Annotated in this window: 20 protein-coding genes and 1 tRNA gene; 14 read left to right on the forward strand and 7 right to left on the reverse strand. The window is 73.5% G+C overall.

What is annotated here, in order from left to right; translation table 11 throughout:
- Nucleotides 1-30 precede the first annotated feature (30 nt).
- A tRNA-Leu gene (locus BTM25_RS05065) sits at nt 31-116 on the reverse strand.
- A 128-nt stretch (nt 117-244) separates the two neighbouring features.
- Between BTM25_RS05065 and BTM25_RS05070 the strand changes: the two genes are divergently transcribed.
- From BTM25_RS05070 to BTM25_RS05080, 3 genes are all read left to right on the forward strand, one after another.
- Nucleotides 245-1,543 (forward strand): M20/M25/M40 family metallo-hydrolase, encoded by a 1,299-nt coding sequence (locus BTM25_RS05070; protein WP_103561567.1) that lies wholly within the window; start codon nt 245-247, stop codon nt 1,541-1,543.
- 113 nt (nt 1,544-1,656) lie between these two features.
- A complete protein-coding gene (locus BTM25_RS05075; RefSeq protein ID WP_146058963.1) occupies nt 1,657-2,376 on the forward strand; it encodes a hypothetical protein in 720 nt (239 codons plus the stop codon).
- Nucleotides 2,377-2,518: 142 nt separating this feature from the next.
- Nucleotides 2,519-4,660 carry a chaplin gene (locus BTM25_RS05080; protein ID WP_103561569.1) on the forward strand — a complete coding sequence of 714 codons (2,142 nt, stop codon included), beginning with the start codon at nt 2,519-2,521 and terminating at the stop codon, nt 4,658-4,660.
- 155 nt (nt 4,661-4,815) lie between these two features.
- Here the strand turns inward: BTM25_RS05080 and BTM25_RS05085 are convergent, their stop codons facing one another.
- Nucleotides 4,816-5,001, reverse strand: a complete 186-nt coding sequence (locus tag BTM25_RS05085; RefSeq protein ID WP_103561570.1) for a DUF5703 family protein — start codon at nt 4,999-5,001, stop codon at nt 4,816-4,818.
- A gap of 164 nt (nt 5,002-5,165) precedes the next feature.
- On the opposite strand from BTM25_RS05085, the gene topA reads away from it, so the two are divergent.
- The gene (topA, locus tag BTM25_RS05090) at nt 5,166-7,862 is read left to right on the forward strand and encodes a type I DNA topoisomerase (protein ID WP_235828246.1); all 2,697 of its coding nucleotides are present in this window, start codon (nt 5,166-5,168) and stop codon (nt 7,860-7,862) included.
- 25 nt (nt 7,863-7,887) lie between these two features.
- A complete protein-coding gene (gene tmk, locus BTM25_RS05095) occupies nt 7,888-9,873 on the forward strand; it encodes a dTMP kinase (protein ID WP_103561571.1) in 1,986 nt (661 codons plus the stop codon).
- On the opposite strand, the gene BTM25_RS05100 is transcribed toward tmk, so the two are convergent.
- The 3 genes from BTM25_RS05100 to BTM25_RS05110 are packed head-to-tail and all read right to left on the reverse strand — an operon-like array spanning nt 9,870 to nt 12,008.
- The gene (locus BTM25_RS05100; protein ID WP_103561572.1) at nt 9,870-10,478 is read right to left on the reverse strand and encodes a response regulator transcription factor; all 609 of its coding nucleotides are present in this window, start codon (nt 10,476-10,478) and stop codon (nt 9,870-9,872) included. The two genes, tmk and BTM25_RS05100, sit on opposite strands and share 4 nt — an antisense overlap.
- Nucleotides 10,475-11,554 carry a sensor histidine kinase gene (locus BTM25_RS05105; protein ID WP_103561573.1) on the reverse strand — a complete coding sequence of 360 codons (1,080 nt, stop codon included), beginning with the start codon at nt 11,552-11,554 and terminating at the stop codon, nt 10,475-10,477. Before BTM25_RS05105 ends, BTM25_RS05100 begins: the two co-directional genes overlap by 4 nt.
- 10 nt (nt 11,555-11,564) lie before the next feature.
- Nucleotides 11,565-12,008, reverse strand: coding sequence for a hypothetical protein (locus BTM25_RS05110; RefSeq protein WP_235828247.1), 444 nt, complete (start codon nt 12,006-12,008; stop codon nt 11,565-11,567).
- Between the two features lie 40 nt (nt 12,009-12,048).
- On the opposite strand from BTM25_RS05110, the gene BTM25_RS05115 reads away from it, so the two are divergent.
- The 4 genes from BTM25_RS05115 to BTM25_RS05130 all read left to right on the forward strand — a co-directional run bounded on the left by BTM25_RS05115 (nt 12,049) and on the right by BTM25_RS05130 (nt 15,651).
- The gene (locus BTM25_RS05115) at nt 12,049-13,179 is read left to right on the forward strand and encodes a DNA polymerase III subunit delta' (RefSeq protein ID WP_103561574.1); all 1,131 of its coding nucleotides are present in this window, start codon (nt 12,049-12,051) and stop codon (nt 13,177-13,179) included.
- A gap of 63 nt (nt 13,180-13,242) precedes the next feature.
- Nucleotides 13,243-13,722, forward strand: coding sequence for a low molecular weight protein-tyrosine-phosphatase (locus BTM25_RS05120; RefSeq protein WP_103561575.1), 480 nt, complete (start codon nt 13,243-13,245; stop codon nt 13,720-13,722).
- On the forward strand, nt 13,722-14,549 hold the full coding sequence (locus BTM25_RS05125) for a fructosamine kinase family protein (RefSeq protein ID WP_235828248.1): 828 nt from the start codon (nt 13,722-13,724) through the stop codon (nt 14,547-14,549). The genes BTM25_RS05120 and BTM25_RS05125 overlap by 1 nt, the downstream gene beginning before the upstream one ends.
- Before the next feature lie 88 nt (nt 14,550-14,637).
- Nucleotides 14,638-15,651 (forward strand): WD40 repeat domain-containing protein, encoded by a 1,014-nt coding sequence (locus BTM25_RS05130; RefSeq protein ID WP_103561576.1) that lies wholly within the window; start codon nt 14,638-14,640, stop codon nt 15,649-15,651.
- A gap of 62 nt (nt 15,652-15,713) precedes the next feature.
- Here the strand turns inward: BTM25_RS05130 and BTM25_RS05135 are convergent, their stop codons facing one another.
- Nucleotides 15,714-16,844, reverse strand: a complete 1,131-nt coding sequence (locus tag BTM25_RS05135; protein ID WP_103561577.1) for a fatty acid desaturase family protein — start codon at nt 16,842-16,844, stop codon at nt 15,714-15,716.
- A gap of 11 nt (nt 16,845-16,855) precedes the next feature.
- The gene (locus tag BTM25_RS05140) at nt 16,856-17,932 is read right to left on the reverse strand and encodes a ferredoxin reductase (RefSeq protein WP_235828351.1); all 1,077 of its coding nucleotides are present in this window, start codon (nt 17,930-17,932) and stop codon (nt 16,856-16,858) included.
- A 329-nt stretch (nt 17,933-18,261) separates the two neighbouring features.
- Between BTM25_RS05140 and BTM25_RS05145 the strand changes: the two genes are divergently transcribed.
- The 5 genes from BTM25_RS05145 to BTM25_RS05165 are packed head-to-tail and all read left to right on the forward strand — an operon-like array spanning nt 18,262 to nt 22,294.
- Nucleotides 18,262-19,419 (forward strand): efflux RND transporter periplasmic adaptor subunit, encoded by a 1,158-nt coding sequence (locus BTM25_RS05145; protein ID WP_103561578.1) that lies wholly within the window; start codon nt 18,262-18,264, stop codon nt 19,417-19,419.
- Nucleotides 19,416-20,114, forward strand: a complete 699-nt coding sequence (locus BTM25_RS05150; RefSeq protein ID WP_103561579.1) for an ABC transporter ATP-binding protein — start codon at nt 19,416-19,418, stop codon at nt 20,112-20,114. The genes BTM25_RS05145 and BTM25_RS05150 overlap by 4 nt, the downstream gene beginning before the upstream one ends.
- Nucleotides 20,111-21,361, forward strand: coding sequence for an ABC transporter permease (locus BTM25_RS05155; RefSeq protein WP_103561580.1), 1,251 nt, complete (start codon nt 20,111-20,113; stop codon nt 21,359-21,361). Before BTM25_RS05150 ends, BTM25_RS05155 begins: the two co-directional genes overlap by 4 nt.
- A 19-nt stretch (nt 21,362-21,380) precedes the next feature.
- Nucleotides 21,381-21,986, forward strand: coding sequence for a hypothetical protein (locus tag BTM25_RS05160; RefSeq protein WP_205647966.1), 606 nt, complete (start codon nt 21,381-21,383; stop codon nt 21,984-21,986).
- Nucleotides 21,986-22,294 (forward strand): hypothetical protein, encoded by a 309-nt coding sequence (locus BTM25_RS05165; RefSeq protein ID WP_103561581.1) that lies wholly within the window; start codon nt 21,986-21,988, stop codon nt 22,292-22,294. The genes BTM25_RS05160 and BTM25_RS05165 overlap by 1 nt, the downstream gene beginning before the upstream one ends.
- Nucleotides 22,295-22,318 lie beyond the last annotated feature (24 nt).

Raw genomic sequence — 22,318 nt, forward strand, 5'->3', positions numbered from 1 at the left:
TGACCAGGGCCTTCGAGGTAAATGATCTTGTGTCCGAGGGGGGACTTGAACCCCCATGCCCCGTAAAGGGCACTAGCACCTCAAGCTAGCGCGTCTGCCTATTCCGCCACCCGGACCGGGGTGCAGGCCGCAGCGGGCTGCGGCGCGGCTTCACCATACCAAAGCTCGTGAGTCGCGGCGACGTCGATTGAACGGGCACCATGGTCGTGTAGGGGACAGTCGCCCAGCCTGAAGGTGATGCCTGATGACCGCCGAGGACGAGGTCGTCCAGTTCTGCCAGGAACTCATCCGGATCGACACCAGCAACCCCGGGGACAACTCGGGGCCGGGGGAGCGGGTCGCGGCGGAGTACGTCGCGGAGAAGCTCGCCGACGTCGGTGTCGAGGCGCGGTTGTTCGAGTCGCATCCGGGGCGGACGAGTCTTGTCGCCCGGATCGAGGGTGAGGATCGGTCCCGGGACGCGCTGCTGTTGCACGGGCACCTGGACGTTGTGCCGGCCAAGGCCGCGGACTGGACGCGCGATCCGTTCGGCGGGGAGATCGCCGACGGGTGCGTGTGGGGGCGCGGCGCCGTCGACATGAAGGACATGGACGCGATGATTTTGGCGGTCGTCCGGGACCGGATGCGCTCTGGACGGCGTCCGCCGCGCGACATCGTGCTCGCCTTCCTCGCCGATGAGGAGGCCGGTGGGGAGTGGGGTGCGAAGTGGCTCGTCCAGGAGCATCCCGAGCTGTTCGAGGGTGTCGGTGAGGCGGTCGGGGAGGTCGGCGGGTTCAGTCTGACCGTCCCTGGCGACAAGCGGATGTACCTGATCGAGACGGCGGAGAAGGGCATCGCGTGGATGAACCTGACCGCCAAGGGGACGGCCGGGCACGGCTCGATGGTCCATCCCGACAACGCCGTCACCGCGCTCGCGGCGGCCGTCGGACGGCTCGGGCAGCACGAGTTCCCGATCCGGCTGACCAAGACGGTGCGCGCCTTCCTCGAGCGGGCGTGCCTGGCGTACGGCGTCGAGTTCGACCCGGACGACCCCGAGAAGGCCCTCACCGACCTCGGCCCGCTCGCCCGCATGATCGGCGCGACGCTGCGCAACACGATCAACCCGACGCGCCTGGACGCCGGCTACAAGACCAACGTCATCCCGCAGGAGGCCACCGCGCAGGTGGACGGGCGCTTCCTGCCCGGCCACGAGGACGAGTTCTTCGCGACCGTCGACGGACTGCTCGGCCCGGGCGTCGAGCGCGACTTCGTCTACCACGACCAGGCGCTGGAAACCGATTACGAGGGCGCGCTCGTCGCGGCGATGGAAGAGGCGCTGCTGGGCGAGGACCCGGACGCGCTGCCCGTCCCGTACTGCCTGAGCGGCGGCACGGACGCCAAGCACTTCGCCAAGCTCGGCATCCGCTGCTTCGGGTTCGCGCCGCTGCGCCTGCCGCCCGACCTGGACTTCTCCGGCATGTTCCACGGGGTCGACGAGCGGGTCCCGGTGGACGGCCTGCGCTTCGGCGCCCGCGTCCTCGACCGGTTCCTCGATCTCTCCTGAGAAACTTCTCCGAAATGCCGCCACTCGAAGTATCCGTGGTGCTACGGTCACCTTCCGTGAGGGCGGATGACCCGCCCTTGGGAATCAGGTGACTCGTTCTCCAGGAGATGCCGGTGACGTTCGGGACGATGCGCAGGGTGGTCTCCGCCCTGCTGCGACGCCCCGCCGTCCGGCGGCTCCTGGTGGTCGCGGGCGTGCTGGTGGCCGGGTGGCTGCTCGGCGGCGCCTCCGCGCAGGCGGCGCACGCCGACGAGCCGGCTCCCGGGAGCGACGTCGTCGGCGTCGTGACCGAGGCGCCCGTCATCGGGGACGCGATTCGCGCGTCGCAGCAGGTCACCGCCACCGTGCCGCGCCCGTCCACGGGCCTGCCGGTGGCCGACGTGCCGCACGTCGACCCGATCCGGAACATTGTTCCGGCTGTGCCGGGCGTGACCCCGAACCGGCCCCGCGCCGAACGTCCGGCCACGCCCAGGACGCCCACGACCGAACTCGCCGGACGCCGCATCGCTCACGCTGAGCAGGCGCACGGCACCGCCCCCGCCCCCCGTGCCGTCCAGGTGGACGCCGGGGACGCGACCGGGCACGCACCGGCGCACGCGCGGCTCTCCGCCAAGAGGCCCGCGTCGCCCGGCACCTCGATTCCCGCGCCCGACCAGACGGGCCAGGCGCTGCCGGGAACGACCGCCCTCCCGCTCGGCGGGGTCGGCGGGCCGACGACGGCACGCCGTCTCGGGGCGCACCCGCGCACCCGAGCGCTCCCGGCGCACGCCCCCGGCGTGCTGCCCCCGGTCGTCCGCACTGCGGCGGACGAACCGTCCTTCGCGCCCGACTAGGTCGCTCTTTCCCGCGTCCCGATCCGAGCGGCTCGGATCCGGACGCCCTCCCATGCCCTGACCACGGCATGTCCTTTCCCCGGACCGGCGTCTCCGTGCGCCCGTCCGCCCCTTCCACTCCTTGAATTGGAGCTTCTTCACCATGCGTTCCTGGGTTTCCGGCACGGCTCGTGCCACCTTCATCACCGCCGGTTTCGTCGCGCTCGGCGTGACCGTCCTGCCGAACGCGGCGCTGGCGGACACGACGTCCGGCGAGCACGGCGTCCTGTCCGGCAACCAGCTCAACCTGCCGATCTCGGCGCCGATCAACGTCAGCGGCAACGGCGTCAACAGCATCTCCGGCTCGCCGGGCGGGTCCACCGTCCAGAACAAGGGCGGCCAGCACACCAGCGGACGCGACGGCGTCGGCTCGGGCAACCAGGTCAACGCGCCGATCTCGGCGCCGGTCAACGTCTGCGGGAACGGCGTGGCGGTGCTCGGGGATGCGCTGACGGGCTGTGAGGGCGGCTCGAAGGTCGCCAACGGCGGCGGCGGGCAGCAGACGTCCGGGTCCAAGAGCGTCCTGTCGGGCAACCAGGCCAACGCGCCGATCTCCGCGCCCGTGGACGTCTGCGGGAACGGCGTGGCGGTCCTCGGGGACGCGCTGACGGGCTGCGAGGGCGGCTCGAAGGTCGCCAACGGCGGCGGCGGGCAGCAGACGTCCGGGTCCAAGAGCGTCCTGTCGGGCAACCAGGCCAACGCGCCGATCTCCGCCCCGGTCGACGTCTGCGGGAACGGCGTCGCGGTCCTCGGGGACGCACTGACGGGCTGCGAGGGCGGCGCCAAGGTCGGCAACGGCAACGGCGGGTACGACGGGTACGGCGCGCGTGCCGCGAACGGGCACGAGAAGCTGCCCGTCGACCCGTCCAACCTGCTGGGCGGCCTCACGGACACGGCCGGCAAGCTGCCGGTCGTGGGCTCCGGGGACGCGCAGAAGCTCGTCGGCAACGTCACCGAGCCGGCCACCCGGCTCGTCGGGGGTCTCCCGGTCAACAACGGCGGGATCGTTCCCCCCGGTGCCCGGACCGCGGACGTCCCCCCGGCCGGCCTCCCGATCGTCGGCGGCCTGACCGGCAAGCTGCCCGTCCAGCCGGGCGATGTCGCCGGCAAGCTGCCGGTGCAGCCGGGTGACGTGGCCCGCAAGCTGCCCGTGGAGCCCGGCCGCGTGGTCGGCCAGCTCCCGGTGCAGCCGGGCGCCGTGATCGGCAAGCTGCCGGTGCAGCCCGGCGACGTGACGGGCAAGCTCCCGGTCCAGCCCGGCGGCGTCACCGGCAAGCTGCCCGTCAACACGGGCCGTGCGACCGCCGCGAACGCCCGCGCGGCGGAGCTGCCGTCGGGCCTGCCCGTCCAGCTCGGCGACGTGACGAACAAGCTGCCGGTGCAGCTCGGCGATGTGACGAACAACCTCCCGGTCAAGCCGGGTGACGTGACGAGCAAGCTGCCCGTGAACGTGGGCGACGTGACCGCGAAGCTGCCGGTCAACGTCGGCGGTGTCGTGGGCCAGCGCGCCGCGACGACGGGCCTCCCGTCGGGCCTGCCGGTGCAGCTCGGCGACGTGACGAACAACCTCCCGGTCAAGCCCGGTGACGTCACGGGCAAGCTGCCCGTGAACGTGGGCGACGTGACGAACAAGCTGCCGGTCAACCTCAGCGGCGTCTCGGCGCAGCGCACCGCGGCGGAGCTGCCGTCGGGCCTGCCGGTCCAGCTCGGCGACGTGACGGGCAAGCTCCCCGTGCAGCCGGGCGGCCTGACCGGGAACCTGCCGGTCCAGCCGGGCGACATCACCGGGAAGCTGCCGGTGCAGCCGGGGAACGTCACGGGCAAGCTGCCCGTCCAGCCGAAGAACGTGCTCGGCAAGCTGCCCGTCAGCACCGACGGCGTGACGAAGACGCTGCCGCTCGGCCGCGTCCACGCGACCGACCTGAAGACCGTCGAGAGCCTGCCGGTCGTCGGCCGCCAGGCCGGTGAGACGGTCCGGACCGTCACCACGACCCCGCTGGTGGACGGTGTGACGGTCGGCGGCACGGTCGGCGACAAGCTGCCCACGGGCGGCGTGGTCGGCGGCGAGCGGTCCCGCGTCCCGGCGAAGCACGAGGTGAGCCTCCCCGCGGACGCCCTGAAGACCGTCGCGGCCGACAGCCCGACCGGCGGCGCGAACCGCAACTCGATGCTGGTCCTGGTGGCCGCCGCGTTCACCGCCGCGGCCGGCATGGTCGGCATGACGCGCGGCCTGCGCCGCCGCTGACCCCGTCGGCCGGGGCGACCCGGCCGAGCGGCACGAACGGCTTTGCCCGTCCCGACGGCGCGGTCCGGGGCGGGCAAAGTCCTGTTCGGGCGCGGGGAATGATTACGACCCGTCAGGGCTTTCCTACCTAGTGCTACGCTCCGGGCGGGAGCGGGTCAGAACGTCCGCACCTGCCGGATGACTTTGCGGCGCAGTCGGATTCTCCGGCTACCGTCGGGGTAGAGGCGCAGCCGATCGAGTTCCCAGCCGCCGTGCTCGGCGTGCTCGGTAAGCAGCCGCCGGGCGGTGTCACGAGTGGTGCCGCGGGGCAGACGCAGGACGAGGTAGGTGTACTCCACCATTGCATCCATTATGACGTGCGAAGGCCGGACGGGAGGCCGCGCGGTCCGTGACACGGGCGGTGACGTGTCATCCTGTCTGGGCGCGGTGGGACGCGGGATCCGCCCGGTCGAGAACGGCGGAACCGCTACGTGCACGAAGAACAGACGGTGAGGTTGGAGCGACTGTGCCAGCCAAGAACGGCACTGCGAAGCGCGGCGAGCCGGGGGACGACGGCACCCGGCTGGTGATCGTCGAGTCGCCCGCGAAGGCGAAGACGATCGCCGGATACCTGGGCCGCGGCTACGTCGTGGAGTCCAGTATCGGCCACATCCGGGACCTGCCCGGGAGCGCTTCGGAGGTACCGGCCAAGTACAAGGGCGAGGCGTGGGCCAAGCTCGGTGTGAACGTCGAGAACGAGTTCGAGCCGCTGTACGTGGTCAACGCCGACAAGCGTGCGCAGGTCGCCAAGCTGAAGAAGCTGCTCGCCGAGGCCGACGAGCTACTTCTCGCGACGGACGAGGACCGCGAGGGCGAGGCCATCGCCTGGCATCTCCAGGAGGTGCTGAAGCCGAAGGTCCCCGTCCACCGGATGACGTTCCACGAGATCACCCCGGACGCGATCCGCGCCGCGGCGGCGAACCCGCGCGAGCTGAACCTGCGGCTGGTGGACGCGCAGGAGACGCGCCGCATCCTGGACCGGCTGTACGGCTACGAGGTCAGCCCGGTCCTGTGGAAGAAGGTCATGCCGAAGCTGTCGGCGGGCCGGGTGCAGTCGGTGGCGACGCGGCTGGTGGTGGAGCGGGAGCGGGAGCGGATCGCGTTCGTCCCGGCGCACTACTGGGACATCGCGGCCGAGTTCGACACGGGAAAGCCGGACGAGCCGACGCGGTTCAAGGCCGGGCTGGTCGCGGTGGACGGACGCCGCGTCGCGCAGGGCCGTGACTTCGCGTCCGACGGCACGCTGAAGACCCGCGACGCGCTGCACCTGGACGAGGACGCGGCGCGCGGCCTGGCCGGACGGCTGGAGGACCGCCCGTTCGAGGTCAAGTCGGTCGAGAGCAAGCCGTACACGCGCAAGCCCTACCCCCCGTTCCGGACGACGACGTTGCAGCAGGAGGCCAGCCGCAAGCTGGGCTACTCGGCGAAGTACACGATGTCGGTGGCGCAGAAGCTGTACGAGAACGGCTTCATCACCTACATGCGAACCGACTCGATCACGCTGTCGGAGACCGCGATCAACGCGGCGCGGCGGCAGGCGGGCGCGCTGTTCGGCGGCGAGTACGTCCCGGACAAGCCGCGCGTGTACGCGTCGAAGGTGAAGAACGCGCAGGAGGCGCACGAGGCCGTCCGCCCGGCGGGCGACAGCTTCCGGACGCCCGGCGAGACGGGCCTGTCCGGCGACCAGTTCCGGCTCTACGAGCTGATCTGGAAGCGGACGATCGCGTCGCAGATGAAGGACGCGGCCGGCCGCAGCGTGTCGATCCGCGTGACGGGCGAGTCCACGTCGGGCGAGACCGCCGAGTTCGGCGCGTCCGGCAAGACGATCACCTTCCACGGCTTCCTCAAGGCGTACGTGGAGGGCGCGGACGACCCGTCCACCGACCGCGACGACCAGGAGCGGCGGCTGCCGAACCTGGAGCAGGGCGACGGGCTGACGGCGCACTCGGTCGCGGCGGAGGGGCACTCGACGCGTCCCCCGGCGCGGTACACCGAGGCGAGCCTGGTGAAGGAGCTGGAGGACCGGGAGATCGGCCGTCCGTCGACGTACGCGTCGATCATCGGGACGATCCTGGACCGCGGCTACGTGTTCAAGAAGGGCACGGCGCTGGTGCCGTCCTTCCTGGCGTTCGCGGTGGTCAACCTGCTGGAGCAGCACTTCGGCAACCTGGTCGACTACGACTTCACCGCGCACATGGAGGACGGTCTCGACGAGATCGCGCGCGGCGAGGCCGAGCGGGTGCGCTGGCTGAGCCGGTTCTACTTCGGCGACAACGGCGAGGAGGGCCTGCGCGAGCTGGTCGGCGACATCGGCGACATCGACGCCAAGGGCATCAGCTCGTTCCCGATCAAGGGGACGAACATCATGGTGCGCGTCGGCCGCTACGGTCCCTACCTGGACCGCGACGGCGAGCGCGTCAACATCCCCGAGGACATCGCGCCGGACGAGCTGACGGCGGAGAAGGCCGAGGAGCTGTTCGCGCAGCCGTCCGGCGACCGGGAGCTCGGCACGGACCCGGAGACGGGCCGCATGATCGTCGCGAAGTCCGGGCGGTTCGGCCCGTACGTCACCGAGATCATCCCCGAGCCGCCCGCGCCGGCCGAGGGCGAGAAGAAGAAGCGCGTCAAGAAGGCGGACGCCAAGCCGCGCACCGGCTCGCTGTTCAAGTCGATGTCGCTGGACACCGTCACGCTGGACGACGCGCTGAAGCTGCTGTCGCTGCCGCGCACGCTCGGCGACCTGGACGGCGAACCCGTCACGGCGCAGAACGGACGGTTCGGTCCCTACATCAAGCGGGGCACCGACAGCCGGTCGCTGGGCTCGGAGGACGAGCTGTTCACGGTCACGCTGGAGCAGGCGAAGGAACTGCTCGCGCAGCCGAAGCAGCGGGGCCGCAGGGCCGCCGCGGCGGCGCCGCTGCGGGAACTCGGCGAGGATCCGGCGAGCAAGAAGCCGGTGGTCGTGAAGGAGGGCCGGTTCGGCCCGTACGTCACCGACGGCGAGACGAACGCGAGCCTGCGCAAGGGCGACGAGGTCGAGTCGATCACGATCCAGCGGGCGGCGGAACTGCTCGCCGAGCGGCGCGAGAAGGTGGCGGCGACCGGCGGGAAGAAGAAGCCGGCACCGCGACGGCGAACGTCGGCAAAGTCGGGCTCCTCGTGACATCTACGCCGATACTCTGACCGACATGACCAGAACGGGCGTCACCCGGCCGGACCCCGCCGCGCCGCCGGGCGATTCGCCGAATCTGCGGCGGCTGAGAACGGCGCTCGCGCTGTCCAGCACCGGCCAGTGGCTGAGCGTCGGCGCGCTCACCGCGATGGCCGGGGTGCTGGCCCGCGACGACGCCCCGCTGGACCGGGCGCCGGCGATCGGGCTGGTCCTGGCGCTGCTGCTGGCCCCGGCGGTGCTGCTCGCGCCGCTGGTGCCGGCGGTCGGACGGCTGGACCGCCGGACGGTGCTGGTCGCGGCGGATCTCGTCCGGCTGGTGCTGCTCGTGTCGGTGCCGCTGGTGGACGCGCAGGTCTGGACGGCCGTCGCCGCGCTGCTCGTCGGGGTCGCCGCGCTGCCGTGGACGACGGTCGTCACGACGACGGCGCCGGCGCTCGCGGGCGCCGACCACGCCGAGCGGGCCCGGACGGCGGCGCTGCGGACGGTCTTCGGCGCCGCCCCGGTCGCCGGGGTGCTGTTCGCGGTGCTGTCACTGGTCGCGGACGCGGTCGCGGGGGCCGCCACGCGCGCCGACCTGGTGCTCTATGTGACGGCCGCCGTGTTCCTGGCGTCGGCGATCGCGGTGGTGACGCTCGGGGACCTGCCGCGGGGGGCGGACCGGGTGCCGTCGCCGCTGGGCCTGCTGCTGCGGAACGGTTCGGCGGCGGGGCTCGCCGTGCTCGGGCTGGCGCTGGCGGGCGGCGCGATCGTCGCGGTCGCGCAGGTCGAGGCGGTGACGCTCGGCGCGGGGAACCCCGGCTACGGTTCGGTGCTCGCGGGCCTCGCGCTCGGTGCCGCGTTCGGTGCGTTCGAGGGGCCGCGCGTCCTCGCGGTGTTCAGCCGGGTGCGGCTGCTGGGTCTCGCGGTGCCCGCCGGGGCGCTGTTGCTGCTGGTGCTGGCGCTCGTCCACAACCTGGTCGTGGTGGTGTTCCTCGCCGGGTTCTTCGGCGTCGCCGCCGGGATCGCGTGGTCGGCGGCGCGGTCGGTCGTCCCGGACCGGATCGGTCATCTGCGGTCCGTGGCGCTGGTCGGCGCGCTGGTCGCGGTGGCCGTCCTGCCGCCCGTCGCGGCGGCGATCGGGACGCACCGGCTGGGCGACGACTACGCCTTCACCGGCGCGCAGGCGATCCTGCTGGCCGGGGCGGTGCTCGCGGCGCTGCTCGGGTTCGTCGCGCTGCGGCGGCTGGACGACCGGCGCGGCATCCCGCTCGTCCCCGACCTCGTGGCGGCGCTGCGCGGCGAGCGGTACACGCCGCCGCTGGAGGAGGCGAGCCGGCCGCTGCGCCCGGCCGAGCGCGGCGTGTTCGTCGCGTTCGAGGGCGGCGAGGGCGCGGGCAAGACGACGCAGGCGCGGCTCGCGGCGATCTGGCTGCGCGACCACGGCTACGACGTCGTCACGACGCACGAGCCCGGCGCCACCAAGATCGGGATGCGGCTGCGGGCGATGCTGCTCGACCGCGACACGACCGGGCTGTCCCCGCGCGCCGAGACGCTGCTGTACGCGGCCGACCGCGCCGACCACGTCGCCAACGTGATCCTGCCCGCGATGGCGCGCGGCGCGATCGTCGTCAGCGACCGGTTCGTGGACTCCTCGCTCGCCTACCAGGGCTACGGGCGCAAGCAGCCCGTCGAGGACATCGCCAAGCTCAACGGTTGGGCGACGCAGGGGCTCGTCCCCGACCTGACGGTCCTGCTCATGGTGCAGCCCGAGGCCGGACTGCGGCGCCTGCCCGCGCCCGCCGACCGCATCGAGTCCGAGCCCGCCGAGTTCCACGAGCGCGTCCGGGACGGGTTCCTCGCGCTCGCCGAGACCGAACCGGACCGCTACCTCGTGCTGGACGCGAGCCGTCCGCAGAGCGAGCTGAGCCGCCAGATCCAGGACCGCATCCGCGAGATCCTGCCCGACCCCGTCCCGGCCGCCGCCGAGGACGTCACGAGCACCTTCCCCGCGATCACCGACTAGAGCCAGCCGCGCTCGTCCGCGACGCGCGCCGCCTCCACGCGGTTGCGCGTCGCGGTCTTCGCGATGGCCGCCGACAGGTAGTTGCGGACGGTCCCCTCCGACAGGAACAGCCGTCCGGCGATCTCGGCCACCGACGCGCCCGTCCGCGCGACGCGCAGTACGTCGCCCTCGCGCGCGGTGAGCGGCGACTCGCCCGCCGCGAGCGTGGCGGCGGCCAGCGCCGGGTCCACGACGCGCTCGCCGTCCACCACGCGCCGGACGGCGTCGGCGAGCGCCTCGGCCGGGGCGTCCTTCACGACGAACCCGACCGCCCCGGCCTCCATCGCGCGCCGCAGGTAGCCCGCGCGGCCGAACGTCGTGAGGATGACGACGCGGCAGTCCGGGGCCCGGTCGCGCAGGACGGCGGCGGCGGTCAGACCGTCCATGCCGGGCATCTCGATGTCGAGCAGGACCACGTCGGGACGGTGCTCGCGGACGGCGTCCACGACCTCGTCCCCCCGGCCGACGGCGGCGACGACGGTGAAGTCGTCCTCCAGGTCCAGCAGCGCGGCGAGCGCGGTGCGGATCATCTCCTGGTCGTCGGCGAGCAGCAGCCGGACGGTCATGCCCCGCCCTCCACGGTCACGCGCAGCCGCCAGCCGCGCGGACGCGCCGGCCCGGCCTCGATCCGCCCGCCCGCCGCCGCGACCCGTTCCCGCAGTCCCGCCAGCCCGCTGCCGGACGACGGGGTACCGCCGCGGCCGTCGTCGTGGATCTCCACGTGCGCCGCGGACAGCGTGATCGTGCAGCGGGACGCGCGGGCGTGCCGGACGACGTTCGTCAGCCCTTCCCGGACGACCCAGCCGAACAGTTCGCGGTGCGCGGCGTCCACGACGTCCACGGTGGCGGGCAGGTCGGCGTCGATCCCGGCCGCGCGCAGCAGCTCCCGCCCGCGTGCCAGCTCCCCGGCGAGCGTCACCTGCCGATAGCCCGACACGGCGGCGCGGACATCGGTCAGCGCCTGCCGGGAAAGGGTCTCGACCTCGGCGATCTCGCGTCCCGCCCGCTCGGGGTCGGTCGCCGAGAGCCGCCGCGCGAGGCCGCTCTTGACCGTGATGACCGTCAGCGAGTGGCCGAGCAGGTCGTGCAGGTCGCGGGCGATGCGGGTGCGCTCGGCCTCGGACGCCAGCCGGGCGACCTCGGCGCGGGCCGCGCGCACCTCGGTGTTCGCGGCGGCCAGTTCGGTGAACGCGTACACCGCCGCCGCCGTGAAGACGATCAGGACGGCCTGGAACCAGCCCGGATCGTCCCGCCACACCGCCCACGGCACCGCGAGGCACGCGAGCACCCCCGCCGCGACGATCGCCGCCGCGTACCGGGGCGCGAACGCCGCAGCCGCCGCGACGACCACGGCCCCGATATAGAAGGCGTAGACGTGCGTCAACGGCAGTTCGGCGAGGAACAGCGCGGCGAGGACGCCGAGCAGGGCCCAGAACGCGCGCGGCGCGCGGCGGGCGGCGGCGAGCGCGGCCAGCGGGTAGCAGACCGCGAACGCGGCGGCGAGCGCGTAGCCGGCGACGGCCCGGCCGCCGCGCGCGTACTGCGCGACCCCGACGGCCGTCGCCGCCGGGTAGGCGAACATCCCGGCCGACAGCAGCAGGCGCCGCCGGCCCCGCGTCCACGGGGGCGCGCTCTCGTCCATGGACGGCACGCTAACGCGCGGCGGCGAACAGGGACCGCACCGGTGCGCGGTTGACGAGCGCGACGACGCCGAGCAGCAGCAGCCCGCAGGCGCTCTGCTCGATCCGCATCCAGAGCGGGAACAGGCCCGGCAGCGCGACGATCACGACGATGGCCGCGAGCATCACCGTCGAGATGATCCGGAGCCTGCGGTAGGCGGGCCGGGAGCCGCGCGCGGCCCGGACGGCGGCGGCGAACGTCACGACGGCGCTGAGGGTGACGAGCGCGCCCCGCGTCCAGACGGCGTCGGTCACGAGCGCGGCGTGGTGGCGGAGCAGGACGGCGGCGGCGAGCGTCAGCACGCAGAGGCCGAGGTAGAGGGCGGTGAGGAGTCGCGCGGCGCGGAGGGCGGCGGTGGCGTTCATGCGTCCCATCGTCGGCGCGGCGCCGGACGCCGGGCAGTGCCGTCGCGTCATCGCCCGTCCATGACATTTGTCAGGCCGGTAGCCTGGAGAGATGAGCGTGTGGGACGACGTCGTCGGGCAGGACCACGTCGTCGCGGGGCTGCGGCGCGCGGCCGAGGGCGCTCCGGCGCACGCGTGGCTGTTCACCGGGCCGCCCGGGTCGGGACGGTCGGCGGCGGCGCGGGCGTTCGCGGCGGGGTTGCAGTGCGCCGACACGCCGCGCGGCTGCGGGCACTGCGCGTCCTGCCACCAGGTGTTGCAGGGGACGCACGCCGACGTCGAGGTCGTCCGGCCCGCCGGGCTGTCGTTCGGGGTGCGGGAGACGCGGGAGCTGGTGCTGCGGGCGTCGTCGTCGCCGTCGGGCGGGCGCTACCAGATCGTGCTGTTCGAGGACGCCGACCGCGCCACCGAGGCCGCGGCGAACGCGCTGCTGAAGGCCATCGAGGAGCCGCCACCGCGGACGATCTGGCTGCTGTGCACGCCGTCCCCCGAGGACCTGCTGGTGACGATCCGCTCGCGGTGCCGGCTGGTGACGTTGCGGACGCCGCCGGTCGCGGCCGTCGCGGCGACGCTCGTCCAGCGCGACGGCGTCGACCCGGCCACGGCCGAGGAGGCGGCGCGGGCCGCGCAGGGCCACATCAGCCGCGCGCGGCGCCTGGCGACCGACGCCGACGCCCGCGCCCGCCGCGCCGAGGTGCTGGCGGTGCCGCGCCGCCTGACCGGGGTCGGCCCGGCGGTGACGGCCGCCGAGGCGCTGGTGAAGGCGGCCGAGGCGGAGGCGAAGACGACGGTGGAGGAGCTGAACGAGTCCGAGACGTCCGCGCTGCGCCAGGCGCTCGGCGAGAGCGCGAAGGGCCGGATGCCGCGCGGGACGGCGGGCGCGCTGAAGGAACTGGAGGACCGGCAGAAGTCACGTGCGACCCGTATCAAACGGGACGCGCTGGACCGGACGCTGCTGGATCTGGCGTCCTATTACCGGGACGTCCTGGCACTGCAGATGGGTGCGCCGAACGACCTGGTGAACACGCCGCTCACCGCCGAGCTGCGCACGGCCGCCGCCGGGGCGCCGCCGGAGGCCACGCTCCGCCGCCTCGACGCGATCATGGAGTGCCGCGACCGCATCGACGCGAACGTCAATCCCCTGCTCGCGGTGGAGGCGCTGACGCTGGCGCTGCGGAGCTGATCGCCCGATCGTCGTTACCGAGCGTTCATCGAACGGCCGGGCCGCGTCGGGCAGGATGGGGCCATGCCGTTCCGCGTCACGTTCGTCTGCACCGGCAACATCTGCCGGTCGCCCATGGCCGAGCACGTGCTGCGCCACCACGTCGGCGAGGCCGGGCTGGACGTCGTCGTGGACAGCTCCGGCATCGACGGCTGGCACGTCGGCGAGCACGCCGACCGCCGGACGGTCGCGGCGCTGCGCCGCGCGGGCTACGCCACGTCGCACACGGCCCGCCGTTTCGACCCCGAGTGGTTCGACGGCTACGACCTGATCCTGGCGCTGGACGAGGGGCACCTGCGCGACCTGCGGACGATGGCGCCCGACTCCGCCGCCCGTGCCAAGGTGCGGATGCTGCGCGAGTTCGACCCCGTCGCGGGCGAGGACCTGGACGTCCCGGACCCGTACTACGGCGGCACGGACGGTTTCGACCGCGTCCTGAGGCTCATCGAGGCCGCAATGCCCGGATTGCTGCGCGAGATCAAGTCAGGCGTTACCGTCGGTTAGTGGATTCACTCCTGGGCACGGCCATCGAGCGGGAGACCGCGCTGGGCTCCGAGCACGACGCCTGGACGCTGCACCGCGTCCTGCTGGCGGACGGCCGGGACGTCTTCGTCAAGCGGGCGTCGCGCCCCGGGCTGTTCGCCGCCGAGGCCGCGGGGCTGCGCTGGCTGGCCGAGGCGGGGCCGGTCGCGCCGGTCGCGCCCGTCCTGGACGTCACCGACGACCTGCTGGTGCTGCCGTGGCTGGAGCCGGTGCGTCCGGACGCGTCCCTGGCCGAGCAGTTCGGCCGGGAGCTGGCCGGGACGCACGCCGCCGGGCCGGGCGAGTACGGCGCGCCGTGGGACGGCCTGATCGCCGGCCTGCCGCTCGACAACACGCCCGACGCGGGGCCGTGGGGGCGCTGGTACGCCGAACGCCGCCTCGCGCCCTATCTGAGCGCCCCGGGCCTGGACGAACCGACGATCCGGCTGGTCGAGCAGGTGATCGAGGACATCGACGCGCTCGCGGGGCCGCCCGAACCGCCGTCCCGGATCCATGGCGACCTGTGGTCGGAGAACATCGTGTGGACGGCCGAACGCGGCGTCCTGGTCGACCCGGCCGCGCACGGCGGCCACCGCGAGACGGACCTGGCGATGCTCGCCCTCTTCGGCACGCCCCACCTGGCCCGGCTGCTCGCCGCCTACGATGAGGCCGCCCCGCTGGCCGCCGGGTGGCGCGACCGGGTGCCGCTGCACCAGTTGCATCCGCTGCTCGTCCACGTGGCGCTGTACGGGGCGTTCTACCGCGAGTCCGTCGCCGACGCGGCCCGCCGGGCGCTCGCCGCGCGGTAAGAACGCCCGAACGTGTAGGTAACGGGACACCGAATGCGGTAGAAACGACGGGCGACAGCGCGGACGAGAGGCGGAAGGCGTCACCCACATGGACGGCAACGACAACGGACCGGCGCGCGGCGCGCGGCTCGGGTCCTGGCGGGGCCTGATCCCGCTGAGCGCCGCCGCGCTCGCGGCCTTCGCGGTGGCGGGCGGGCTGGACGCGGTGGACCGGCACCAGAAGGCGGGCGCCCGGGAACGTTCCGCCGCCGCCGCGTCCGCGCACGAGCGGGTGCAGTTGAAGAAGAAGCGCGCCGCCGAGCCGAAGTACGTGGTGGGCGTGCGGCGCACCGGGTCCGCGCTGGTCGTCCGGGACGCGCGGACGGGCAGGGACGTCGGCCTGCCGGTCGCCGCCCCGTCCGGCGCGACGTTCCAGCGGGTGGCGTCGGCGGGCGAGGGGACGTACGTGGTGGCGTCCGCGACGCGCCGCGCGGTGACGTTCAGCCGCCTCAAGCTCGATTCCAAGGGCCGCCCGCGGGCGCTGACGGAGATCGCGGGCACGTCGGTGCCGGGCCGCTCGACGCCCTGGTCGGACCTCGCGGTCAGCGCGGACGGCCGCCGCATCGCCTACGTCACCTACACCGGCAAGGCGGGCCGGGTGGACGTCGTGTCGTCCACGGAGCGCAAGACGTGGACGACGCGGTCGGCCGCGCGGATCTCCAGCCTGTCGTTCGCGGGCGACACGCTCGCATTCGTGTGGAACCCGGTCGCCGCGCCGTCCCGCCACCAGGTCCGCACGCTGGACACCGCCGCCGCGCCCGGCGACCTGCGGACGAGCCGTCCGGTGCTCCTGCTGCCCCCCGGCGGCGGCCCCGCGCTGCTCAGCCGCGACGGCGCGACGATCGTGGCGGGCATCGTCGGGGGCGCGTCCACGACCCTGCGGGCCTATTCGGTGCAGACCGGCAAGCCCACCGAGGATCTGTGGAAACAGAAGGCCGAAGTGGCCGCGCTGGCCCCCGACCCGACCGGCGGCCACCTGCTCGCGGCGACGTCCGACGGCACGCTCTACGGCGCCAGGGAACTGCCCGTGCGCGGCGCGGACCTCACCGACGTCGCCTGGTGACCGGAACCGCACACCCGGACGGCCCACGCCGCCGCTAGCGGAATGGGCCGGGGCGGACGGCGTCAGACGGCGACGGGCTCCTTGCTCTTGGCGAGCGGCGCGCGCGGCGGCGCCGGCGTGCTGCTCGGCCCCGGCAGCGCGTACCGGACGATCTTCTTCCACGTGCTTCCGGCCTGCTTGCGCAGCGACCCCGTGTGATACGGCAGGCCGTACTTGTCGCACAGCGCCCGCACCCGGGGAGCGATCTCCGCGTACCGGTTGCTCGGCATGTCCGGGAACAGGTGGTGCTCGATCTGGTGGCTCAGGTTCCCCGTCATGAGGTGGAACAGCTTGCCGCCGGAGATGTTCGCCGAGCCGAGGATCTGCCGGACGTACCACTCGCCGCGCGTCTCCCCGTCGAGCTGCTCCTCGCCGACCTCGAACACGTCGATGTCGCCGGGGAAGTGCCCGCAGAAGATGATCGTGTGCGCCCACACGTTCCGGACGATGTTCGCCGAGAAGTTCGCGCCCAGCGTCGACAGGAACTGCGGCCCGCTGAGCAGCGGGAACGCGATGTAGTCCTTGGCCCACTGGCGGCGGATCTTGCGGCCGATGTCGCGGAGCTTGGCGCGGGTGACCTCGCGGTCGTCCTCGCCCTGGAGGATCTTGTGCAGGTCCAGGTCGTGCAGCGCGACGCCGTACTCGAAGAACATCGCGAGCAGCGCGTTGTAGAACGGCTGCCCGAGGTAGACGGGGTTCCACGGCTGCTCCGGCGTCACGCGCAGGATGCCGTAGCCCACGTCGTGGTCCTTGCCGAGGACGTTCGTGAACGTGTGGTGGACGAAGTTGTGCGAGTGCTTCCACTGCTCGGCGGGGGAGACGTTGTCCCACTCCCACGTCGTCGAGTGGATCTTGGAGTCGCGCATCCAGTCCCACTGGCCGTGCATGACGTTGTGCCCGATCTCCATGTTCTCCAGGATCTTCGCGACCGACAGGGTCGCGGTCCCGGCGAGCCAGGCGGGCGGCAGCGACGAGGCCATCAGCATGGCCCGGCCGCCGATCTCCAGGTACCGCTGCCAGCGGATGACCTTGTGGATGTACGCGGCGTCGTCGTCGCCCAGCTCGGCGAAGATCTCTTCGCGCAGCTCGTCCAGCTCGCGCGCGATGGCGTCGTAGTCGGCGGGGGTGAGGTGGGCGGTGGGGTCGTGACTCATGGGGGCCTCCTTCAGAGGTCGAGTTCGACGGGGCCGGCGGCGGCGGAGACGCACGTCTGGATCATGTGGCCCTCCTCGCCGTGGACCTCGCCGGTGCGCAGATCACGGACCTGGCCGGAGCGGAGGCGGCCGACGCAGCTGTAACAGATGCCCATCCGGCAGCCGCTCGGCAGGAGGGCGCCCGCGCCCTCGCCCGCGTCCAGCAGGGGGGTGGCGCCGTCGGCGTCGACCTCCACGCCGCTGGAGCAGAACCGCACCCGGCCTCCTTCGCCGCCGGTTCCCGCGAGGACGACGCGGAAACGTTCCGTGCGGAGCCGTTCGGCGTGGCCCGCCGCGTTCCAGTGCGTCTCGACGTCGTCCAGCATCCCGGCCGGGCCGCACGCCCACGTCTCGCGCTCGGCCCAGTCGGGGCAGACGCCCGGCAGGTCGGCGGCGGCGAGCCGGCCGTCGACGGCGGTGTGCCGCTCGACCAGCGTCAGCGCGGGGTGCCGGCGCGCGAGGTCGCGCAGTTCGTCGCCGAAGATGACGTCGCCGGGGGTGCGGGACGAGTAGACGACGACCGTGTCCGGAAACGTTCCAGTCACGTCGAGGCCGCGCAGCATCGCCATGACGGGCGTGATGCCGCTGCCCGCCGCGAGGAACAGGATCTTGCGGGGGAGCGGGGACGGCAGGACGAACTCGCCGTCGGCCGTCTCCAGCCGGACGATCATGCCGGGCCGGGCGCGGTGGACGAGGTGCCGGGAGACCAGGCCGTCCGGGGTGGCCTTGACGGTGATCGTGAGCCGTCCGTCGGGGCGCGGCGGGGACGACAGCGAGAACGTCCGCCAGTGGCGCACGCCGTCGATGTCGACGCCGATCTTGAGCCACTGGCCGGGGCGGTGGCCGTCCCATTCGATGCCGGGCCGGATCCGTAGCGTCGCCACGCCGGGCGCCTCGCGCCGGACGTCCTCGATCCGGCCGCGCGGCTCGACCGTCGACCACAGCGGGTTGACGAGGCCGAGGTAGTCCTCGGGGAGCAGCGGCGTGGTGAGCCACCGCGCCGCCTTCGCGAGCCGGCGCACCGGCGAGCGGGACGGGAGCGCGTGCACGGACAAGGGGCCTCCCCGGCGGTCTAACCTACGTTGCCGTAACCTACGGTGCCGTAAGTTTTGGTCATATTCAAGACTGTTCCCGGCAAAGCGACCGGCATCACACCATCGCACGATGTCTCATTGACTTATGTTGACCAGGCGCACAAAAAGAGCCCCGTGTTACGTCGTCCGGTGAGGACGAAGCACGGGGCTCTGACCAGGCGGGGCTATTGCCGAACGCCGTCCACGCGGCGGTAGGGCTCGCGCGGGCGCCTATTTCGCCCGTCTCATCGAATTCTCATGTCCGGCTCACCCGTCCCCCAGACGGCGCCGCGAGCCTTCTCGGCATGAAACTGCCGATCCCACGCCGGGCGCTGCTGGTCAACGGCGCGCTCGGCGCGCTGTTGCTCGGCGGCGCCGGGGCCGCCTATCTGACGCTCGCCGACGACGGCGCGGACGCGTCCGCCGCCACCCGCACCGCGCGGATCGCGCGCGGGACCGTCGCGTCGTCGGTGTCGGCGTCCGGGTCGGTGGAGAGCGCGCGGACGCGTTCGCTGTCGTTCGGTTCGTCCGGGACGGTCACCAAGATCTACGCGGTGGTCGGGAAGAAGGTCGCGGCCGGGACGGTCCTCGCCCGGCTCGACGCGACGGCCGCCGAGGAGGCGTACGAGCAGGCCAAGGCGGACCTGGTGGTCGCGGAGGCGGGCGACACGACGTCCGACAAGGGCTACGCGAGTTACCTCAAGGCGAAGAACGCCCGCAACGCGGCGTTGCGGACGTTGAACGGGACGGTGCTGCGCGCCCCGATCTCCGGGACGGTCACCGCCGTCAACGGGACGGTCGGCGGCAGCTCCAGCGGGTCGGGCGGCGGGACGTCGTCGGGCTCGGGCTCGGAATCCGGCTCGGGCTCGTCGTCGTCCGGCACGACGACCTCCTCGTCCGGTTCGGGCTTCATCGAGATGGCCGACACGGCGAAGCTCCAGATCACCGGGAACTTCACCGAGGCGGACACGACCAAGCTCAAGGCGGGCCAGGCGGCGACGATCACGTTCGACGCGCTGCCCGGGACGACCGCGACGGGCAAGGTCCTGGACGTCGGGCTCGCCCCCACGACCACCGACAATGTCGTGAAATATCCGGTGGCGATCGGGCTGACGAAGGTGCCGTCCGGCGTCCGCCTCGGCCAGACCGCGACCGTCGAGGTCTCCGTGTCGAAGGCGGAGGACGTCCTGTACGTCCCGAGCGCGGCGGTCCGGACGGCGGGCGGGCAGAGCACGGTCACGGTCGTCCGGGACGGGAAGCGCTCCACGGTCACCGTCGAGACGGGCGTCACGGGCGACCAGGGCACCGAGATCAAGTCGGGCTTGGAGGAAGGGGACGAGGTCGTCCTCGCCTCGGCCGCGTCCGGCGGGACGGGCCAGACCGGTCAGCGCACCGGTTTCCCCGGCGGCGGCGTGCCGGGCGGCGGCGGGTTCCCCGGCGGCGGGGCCGGAGGACGGCGGTGACCCCCGTCCTGGACGTCCGGTCCGTCACCAAGGTCCACGGGTCCGGCGACACGGCCGTGCACGCGTTGCGCGGGGTGACGCTGCGGGTCGAGCGCGGGGACTATGTCGCGATCATGGGCGCGTCCGGCTCCGGGAAGTCCACGCTGATGAACATCATCGGCTGCCTGGACGTCCCGAGCGCCGGCCGGTACCGGCTCGACGGGCACGACGTCGGCGGCCTGGACGAACGCCGCCTCGCCATCCTGCGCAACCGGCGCATCGGGTTCGTGTTCCAGTCGTTCAACCTCATCCCCCGGATGAGCGCGCAGGCCAACGTGGAGCTGCCGCTCGCCTACGGCGGCGTCCGGGCGGCCGAACGGCGGCGCCGGGCCGTCGCCGCGCTGCGCGAAGTCGGCCTCGCGGACCGCATGCGCCATGAACCGAACGAGCTGTCGGGCGGGCAGCAGCAACGCGTCGCCATCGCCCGCGCGCTCGTCACCGCCCCGACGCTCCTGCTCGCCGACGAGCCGACGGGCGCGCTCGACAGCCGGTCCACCGGGGACGTCCTGCACCTGTTCGACGGCCTGCACCGCGCCGGCCGCACGCTCGTGATCATCACGCACGAGGCGGACGTGGCCGCGCACGCCCGGCGGATCGTCCGGCTCGTGGACGGACGCGTCGTCTCCGACCAGCCGCGCGCCGGGGCCGTCCGGTGACGCCCGCCGAGATCCTGCGGTTCGCCCTGCGCGGGCTCGCCGCCAACAAGCTGCGCAGCGCCCTCACCACGCTCGGGATCCTCATCGGCGTCGCGTCGGTGATCGTGCTGGTCGCGGTCGGGAACGGGTCGTCGGAGGCGGTGAAGAAGAGCATCCAGCGGCTCGGCGCGGACGCGCTGACCGTCACGCCGTCCACGACGGGGAGCGGGCGCGGCGGCCTCTTCGGACGCGGGGCCGCGCAGCAGCAGCCGAGCGGGCCGCGCACGCAGGCGCACGACCTGACGGTCGCGGACGCCGCGGCGCTCGGCTCGTCCGGGCAGGCGCCGTCGGTGCGGAGCGCGTCGCCGGTCGTGACGAGCCAGTCCGTGACGGCGAGCTACGCGGGGACGTCCGCGACGATCGGCCAGTTCGTCGGGACGACGCCGACCTATTTCCCTGCGGCCAACAAGACGCTGGCGTCCGGGTCACTGTTCTCTGCCACGGACGCTAAGGCGGTCGTGCTGGGGAGCACGACGGCGTCCGACCTGTTCGGGGCCGTCAGTCCGATCGGTAAGAAGATCGACGTCGGCGGGATACGGTTCACCGTCGTCGGGGTGCTGAAGGCCACGGGCTCGTCGTCGTCCAGCTTCTCCGACCCCGACAGCATCGCCGTGGCGCCGCTCGCGGCCGTCCAGCAGAGCCTGACCGGGTACGGCGGGCTCGACCAGATCATCGTCCAGGCGACGGGCTCGGACGCGGTGGACGCCGCACAGGCCGAGATCACCGCCCTGCTCGCCCAGCGGCACGGCGCCGCGACGTCCGGGACGGCCGACTTCACGGTGTCCAGCCAGGCCAGCGTGCAGTCCGCCGTCAGCGACTCCACGCGGACGTTCACCGTGCTGCTCGGCGCCGTCGCCGCGATCTCGCTGCTCGTCGGCGGGATCGGCATCACCAACATCATGCTCGTGACCGTCACCGAACGGACGCGCGAGATCGGCATCCGGAAGGCGATCGGCGCCCCGCGCGGCGCGATCCTCGCCCAGTTCGTCGTGGAGGCCACCGTGCTCAGCCTGATCGGCGGGCTGCTCGGCGTCGCGGTCGGCGTAGGTGGAACGTTGTTCCGGATCGCCGGGGTGCAGCCGGTGCTCGTGCCGTCGTCCATCGCCCTGGCCCTCGCGGTGTCGGTGGCGATCGGCCTGTTCTTCGGCGGCTTCCCCGCCGGCCGCGCGGCCCGGCTCCGCCCGATCGAGGCGCTGCGCCATGAGTGACCGCACCAGGGAGGACCCCATGCCCGAGAAACCGCAGCCCGGCGTCCCGTACGCGCAGAGTGGGCCGTCCGTGCCGGGACCGCCGGCGAGCGACGCGGAACTGCTCGCCACGTCGCCCTTCGAGGACGACCTCGACGACGCGCTCGCCGCCGTCCCGCCCCGCCGCGCGCTACCCGGGCCGACGCTGTACCTGGCGGCCGGCGTGCTGCTCGTCGTCGGCTTCCTGGGCGGCGTCCAGGCGCAGAAGTGGAACTCCGGAACGTCCGCCGGCACGCCGTCGGCGCAGCCCGGCCGCGCGCTCCCCGGCGGCTACGGCGCCGGCGCGCGGGGCGGCTACGGCGGCGGTTACGGCGGCGCACCGGGCGCGCGCGGCGGTTTCGGCGGCGGCCTGACGGCCGGGACCGTCACCAAGGTGTCGGGCGACACGCTCTGGGTGAAGACGGCGGACGGCAAGACCGTCAAGGTCCAGACGGGCGGCTCCACCCGCGTCAGCGTCACCCGCGAAGGGTCGCTGAAGGACCTGGGCGCCGGGACGTCCGTCGTCGTGCGCGGTTCGGCCGGCGACGACGGCACCGTGACCGCGACGCAGGTCACCGAGGGCGGCCGGCCCGGCGGGGGCAACTGATGCGACGTGAACTCACGGCCGTGGCCGCCGCCGCGTCGGTCCTGCTGGCCGCCGCGTGCGGAGGCGGCGAGGCCGCGTCCGGAAGCGCGCCCTCCGCCGACCCGATGGCGGCCTTCCGCGCCTGCCTCCAGAAGCAGGGCGTGACTATGCCGGACCGCACCGGCAGACCGAGCGGACGCCCTTCGGGCCGTCCGAGCACCCGCCCGAGTGGACGGCCGAGCCGCCCGGCCGCCGAGCGGAAGGCGATGGAGGCGTGCCGCTCCCTGGCCCCGAACCGGGGCCGAGGCGGCCCGCCGCCCGCCCCGTGAGACGTCGGCGGGCGGGCCGCCCCC

Origin of the sequence: Actinomadura rubteroloni (assembly GCF_002911665.1) — a bacterium.
GTDB classification, from domain to species: Bacteria; Actinomycetota; Actinomycetes; order Streptosporangiales; family Streptosporangiaceae; genus Spirillospora; species Spirillospora rubteroloni.

Coding starts and splice junctions, on each gene's coding strand:
- BTM25_RS05070 (WP_103561567.1), top strand. CDS start 245: ATGACCGCCGAGGACGAGGTCGTCCAGTTCTGCCAGGAACTCATCCGG.
- BTM25_RS05080 (WP_103561569.1), top strand. CDS start 2,519: ATGCGTTCCTGGGTTTCCGGCACGGCTCGTGCCACCTTCATCACCGCC.
- BTM25_RS05085 (WP_103561570.1), bottom strand. CDS start 5,001: ATGGTGGAGTACACCTACCTCGTCCTGCGTCTGCCCCGCGGCACCACT.
- tmk (WP_103561571.1), top strand. CDS start 7,888: ATGACCAGAACGGGCGTCACCCGGCCGGACCCCGCCGCGCCGCCGGGC.
- BTM25_RS05100 (WP_103561572.1), bottom strand. CDS start 10,478: ATGACCGTCCGGCTGCTGCTCGCCGACGACCAGGAGATGATCCGCACC.
- BTM25_RS05105 (WP_103561573.1), bottom strand. CDS start 11,554: ATGGACGAGAGCGCGCCCCCGTGGACGCGGGGCCGGCGGCGCCTGCTG.
- BTM25_RS05110 (WP_235828247.1), bottom strand. CDS start 12,008: ATGACGCGACGGCACTGCCCGGCGTCCGGCGCCGCGCCGACGATGGGA.
- BTM25_RS05115 (WP_103561574.1), top strand. CDS start 12,049: ATGAGCGTGTGGGACGACGTCGTCGGGCAGGACCACGTCGTCGCGGGG.
- BTM25_RS05120 (WP_103561575.1), top strand. CDS start 13,243: ATGCCGTTCCGCGTCACGTTCGTCTGCACCGGCAACATCTGCCGGTCG.
- BTM25_RS05130 (WP_103561576.1), top strand. CDS start 14,638: ATGGACGGCAACGACAACGGACCGGCGCGCGGCGCGCGGCTCGGGTCC.
- BTM25_RS05135 (WP_103561577.1), bottom strand. CDS start 16,844: ATGAGTCACGACCCCACCGCCCACCTCACCCCCGCCGACTACGACGCC.
- BTM25_RS05145 (WP_103561578.1), top strand. CDS start 18,262: ATGAAACTGCCGATCCCACGCCGGGCGCTGCTGGTCAACGGCGCGCTC.
- BTM25_RS05160 (WP_205647966.1), top strand. CDS start 21,381: ATGCCCGAGAAACCGCAGCCCGGCGTCCCGTACGCGCAGAGTGGGCCG.
- BTM25_RS05165 (WP_103561581.1), top strand. CDS start 21,986: ATGCGACGTGAACTCACGGCCGTGGCCGCCGCCGCGTCGGTCCTGCTG.